Source organism: Mycobacterium sp. NAZ190054 (genome assembly GCF_001545925.1).
GTDB lineage: Bacteria > Actinomycetota > Actinomycetes > Mycobacteriales > Mycobacteriaceae > Mycobacterium.
Genome location: NZ_LMVQ01000291.1, coordinates 1 through 4656 on the forward strand (window position 1 = coordinate 1; position 4656 = coordinate 4656).

The 4656-nt window shown below is 71.2% G+C and carries 2 protein-coding genes and 2 pseudogenes; 2 read left to right on the forward strand and 2 right to left on the reverse strand.

Annotated features, from left to right (window positions below):
• A partial coding sequence (gene dnaG / locus ASJ79_RS19265) for a DNA primase (protein WP_067958604.1) occupies positions 1–1358 on the reverse strand: 1358 nt, incomplete at its 3' end.
• A gap of 4 nt (positions 1359–1362) precedes the next feature.
• A complete protein-coding gene (locus ASJ79_RS19270; protein WP_067958606.1) occupies positions 1363–2637 on the reverse strand; it encodes a deoxyguanosinetriphosphate triphosphohydrolase in 1275 nt (424 codons plus the stop codon).
• Positions 2638–2710: 73 nt separating this feature from the next.
• On the opposite strand from ASJ79_RS19270, the pseudogene ASJ79_RS19275 reads away from it, so the two are divergent.
• Together ASJ79_RS19275 and ASJ79_RS33295 are read left to right on the forward strand one after the other, a co-directional pair.
• A pseudogene (locus ASJ79_RS19275) lies at positions 2711–4540 on the forward strand (TPM domain-containing protein); the annotation flags it as partial.
• Positions 4541–4546: 6 nt separating this feature from the next.
• Positions 4547–4656: pseudogene (locus ASJ79_RS33295) on the forward strand (lipoyl synthase); the annotation flags it as partial.

A 4656-nucleotide genomic window follows, 5' to 3' on the forward strand; every position in this document is an offset into this window, starting at 1 on the left:
GCGGCCTCCTCACGCACACGGCCGAGCACCTGGCTCTCGTCGTTCCAGCCGGTCCACCCGGCGAGGCGGCGCGCGTACTCGTCGCGTAGCGCGTAGTCGCGGATCCGGGCCACCAGCGGGACGCACTGGCGCAGCGCGTCGACCTTGGCCTGGGGATCGTTGTCCAGCGCGTCGCCGGCGGGGATCAGGCTGCGCACGGCGAACTCGAACATCGGGATGCGCCGGGCGACCAGGTCGCGCAGCGCGCCGTCGCCGGACTTCAGCCGCAGATCGCACGGATCCATCCCGTCGGCGGCGACCGCGACGAAGGACTTGCCGGCCACCTGCTGGTCGCCGTCGAACGCCTTCAGCGCGGCGGCCTGCCCGGCGGCGTCGCCGTCGAACACGAAGATCAGCTCCCCGCGGTACCAGTTGTCGTCCATCATCAGCCGGCGCAGCAGGGCGAGGTGGCTGTCGCCGAACGCGGTGCCGCACGACGCGACGGCGGTGGTCTCCCCGGCCAGGTGCATCGCCATCACGTCGGTGTAGCCCTCCACCACCACGGCGCGGTGCGATTTGGCGATGTCGCGCTTGGCCAGGTCGAGGCCGAACAGCACCGAGGACTTCTTGTACAACACCGTCTCGGGGGTGTTGACGTATTTGGCTTCCATCGGGTCGTCGTCGAAGATGCGCCGGGCCCCGAACCCGATGACCTCGCCGGCGCTGGTGCGGATCGGCCACAGCAGCCGGCGGTGGAACCGGTCCATCGGGCCGCGCCGGCCCTCCCTGGACAGCCCGGCGGCCTCCAGCTCCTTGAACTCGAAACCCAAGCGCCGCAGATGTTTGGTCAGCGTGTCCCAGCCCGAAGGGGCGAACCCGCAGCCGAACCGGGCCGCTGCCTCGGCGTCGAAGTTGCGGTCGAGCAGGTACTGGCGCGCCGGGGCGGCTTCGGCGCTCTTGAGCGCCTCGGCGTAGAACTCCTGCGCGGCGGCGTTGGCGGCCAGCAGCCTGCTGCGGCTCCCCCGGTCCCGCTGGACGTTGGCGTTGGACCCGCCGGTGTAGGTGACGGTGTAGCCGACACGGTCGGCGAGCAGCTCGACGGACTCGACGAAGCTGACGTGCTCGATCTTCTGCAGGAACGCGTAGACGTCACCGCCTTCACCGCAGCCGAAGCAGTGGAAGTGGCCGTGGTTGGGCCGCACATGGAACGACGGGGATTTCTCGTCGTGAAAGGGACACAGCCCCTTCAGCGAATCCGCCCCCGCCCGGCGCAGCTGCACGTAATCGCCGACGACGTCCTCGATGTTGACGCGTTCGCGGATGGCGGCGATGTCGCGGTCGGGGATCCTGCCCCGCCCTCGAGTCGCTTCGCCCGCCACCCGGTCAGTCTAGAGGCCGCGGCGACCGCGCTTCGTGCACTCGTTCCAGTCGGCCTTCGGTGTAGGAGGCGATCTGGTCGATCACCACGCGAAGACGCGCGCCGTCGTCGGCAGCCGCGTCGAACTCGGCCGCGAACTGCGGGTCCAGGCTGCCCGGGGCCTGGCCCCACAGCGCCAGCGCCACCTCGTGGATCCGGTTGCGCTGATCGGCCTGGACCTGCAGGTGCCGGTGGTCGGACATGATGAAATGCAGCGCAAGGGTCTTGAGCAGCGCCACCTCGGCACGCACCAGGCTGGGCACCGCCAATTCGGCGTCGAACCGGCGCAGCGGCCCCGGCCCCGCGGCGCCGCGGGTGGCGGTGACCGCCGCGTTGGCGAACCGCCCGACCAGCTCGCTGGTCAATGTCTTCAGTGCCACCGACGCGGACAAGGTGCCGTCGAACTTGCCCACCGCCGTGACCACCGGCATCTGGGAGAGCCGCTCCGCGGCCTCGACCAGATCGTCCGGGCTCAGTGACGGGAACGACTGCGCGCCCACGTCGGCGAGCGAGGCCGCGGCACCGGGGTCGGCCAGCACACGCAGGTCGATGCGGCCGGAGATGACACCGTCCTCGACGTCGTGCACGGAGTAGGCGACGTCGTCGGCCCAGTCCATGACCTGCGCTTCCAGGCACGGCCGCGCCGCAGGCGCACCGTCGCGCACCCACTGCGCCGCGGCCATGTCGTCGCCGTAGAAACCGAACTTCCGGCGGCCTTCCTGACGCGGCCACGGGTACTTCGTCACCGCGTCGAGCGACGCCCTGGTCAGGTTCAGGCCGGCGCTGCGGCCGTGCTCATCGAGCACCTTGGGCTCGAGGCGGGTCAGGATGCGGAAGTTCTGGGCGTTGCCCTCGAAACCGCCGAAGGCCTTGACGATCTCGTCGAGGGCGCGTTCCCCGTTGTGCCCGTACGGCGGGTGGCCGATGTCGTGGGCAAGGCCCGCCAGGTCGACCAGATCCGGGTCGCACCCGAGGCCGATCGCCATCCCGCGGCCGATCTGGGCCACCTCCAGCGAATGCGTCAGCCGGGTGCGCGGCGTCTCGCCGTCCCGCGGGCCCACCACCTGCGTCTTGTCGGCAAGCCGTCGCAACGCGGCACAGTGCAGGACGCGGGCGCGGTCGCGCGAGAAGTCGGACCGGTGCTCGCTGTCGGTCCCCGGCAGGCCGGCACTCTTCGCCGGTTCGGCCACCAAGCGCTGGCGGTCGAACGCGTCGTAGCTGTCCTGCAGTCGTGGGCTCACCGAGGCACAGTCTGCCAGGGGGGATCACCCGCTGAGCACAGCTGTGCGGGTGTGCCGCACTACATTGGCGGACATGCGCGTCGCCCGCCTGCTGCCCATGCTGTTCGCCGTCCTGACCGTCGGTCTTCTCTGCGCGCCCGGCGTGGCCGCCGAGCCACCGCTGCGGCTGCCCACCTACCTGACCGACAACGCCGGCGCCCTGGACGCGGCCGGGAAGGCCGAGGTGCAGGGTGCGATCGACCGGCTCTACAACGAGGAACGGGTCCGGTTGTGGGTGGTGTTCGTCGAGGACTTCGCCGGGCAGAACGCGCAGAGCTGGGCGCAGGCCACCTACCGGGCCAGCGATCTCGGCAGCAGGGACGCGATCCTGGCGGTGGCCACCGTCGACCGCGCCTACGCGCTGCTCGCGCCCACCGAGGCGGTGCGCGGAGTCGACGTCGACGAGGTCCGGACCAACGACGTCGAACCGCTGCTCCGCAACGGCGACTGGGCCGGTGCGGCGGTGGCGGCTGCCGACGGGCTGGCCGGTGGTGGCGGCGGATCGGTCAGCTGGGTCGGCATGCTCGTGCTGCTCGGTGTCATCGCGCTGGCTCTCGCGCTGCTGGTGGTGTGGCAGCGGCGCCGCAAGCGCAAGCGACGGGAAGCCGAGTTCGCCGCAGCCCAGCGGGTGGACCCGTCGGATCCGAACGCGCTCGCATCGGTGCCGCTGGATGCGCTCGACGACCTGTCCCGCAAGATCGTCGTCGACGTGGACAACGAGGTGCGCACCAGCGAGAGCGAATTGGCGCTCGCGGTCGAGGAATTCGGTCCACAGGACACCGCGGCGTTCACCCGGGCGGTGGCCAACGCCAAAGCCACGCTCGCGCAAGCCCTCAACGTCCGGCACATCCTCGACGACGCGGTACCCGAGACCCCGATGCAGCGCCGCGACCTGCTGACCCGGGTGATCGTCGCCGCCGCGAAGGCCGACGAGGAGCTCGAAGCGCAGCGGGAGGCGTTCGCGTCACTTCGTGATCTGGTGATCAACGCGCCCAGCCGGCTGGACACGCTGACCCAGCAGATGGTCGACCTGACCGCGCGCCTCACGCCCGCCGAACAGACACTGCAGCAGCTGAAGTCCCAGTTCGCCGAAAGCGCACTGGTTTCGGTGTCCGACAACATCGATGAGGCCAGGCAGCGGCTGGCCTTCGCCGACCAGAGCATCAGCACGGCCCGCGGGCTGGTGTCCCGGCCGGCCGACAAGCAGGGCGGCCTGGTCGACGCGATCCACGCCGCAGAAGCCGCGCTCGGCCAGGCCCGCACGCTGCTCGACGCGGTGGACAGCGCGTCGACCGACATCAACCGGGCCGTGGCCGGGCTGCCCGGCGTCATCGCCGACATCCAGAACGGCATCAACCAGGCCGGGGCGCAGCTGGGGCAGGGCGGCGTGGCGGTGGCCACCGAGCTCAGCGCCGCCAGAGACGCTGCCGTGCAGGCGGTCTCGCACGCCCAGAGCACCGGTGACAGCGATCCCCTCGGCGCGTTCACGCGGCTCACCCAGGCCGACGCGGAGTTGGACCGGCTGCTGGCCGAGGTGGCGCAGGAACGGGAGACCGTCGAGCGGCTCAGCCGGACCTACGACCAGGCACTGTTCAACGCGCAGTCACGGGTGCGGGCGGTGTCGGACTACATCGACACGCGCCGTGGCGCGATCGGCCCCGAGGCGCGGACCCGGCTCGCCGAGGCGGTCCGGCAGTTGCAGGCCGCGCGCGACAAGCGCGAGACCGACCTGAACGAGGCGATCGCGCACGCGAACGGCGCCGCGATGCTCGCCGCGCAGGCCCAGTCGCTGGCCAATTCTGACGTGATGGCCGCGCAGCGGCACTTCAACGGACCACGCGGCGGCGGCGGGGGCGGCGGGGGCGGCCCAGTGACTATCGCCCCCGACGGCCGCAAGCTGCTGCGTCTGGAAGTTCGAAACGCCGAGACGCCGATCGAGCGTAAGCCGCCGTGGATCAAGACCAGGGCGAAGATGGGCCC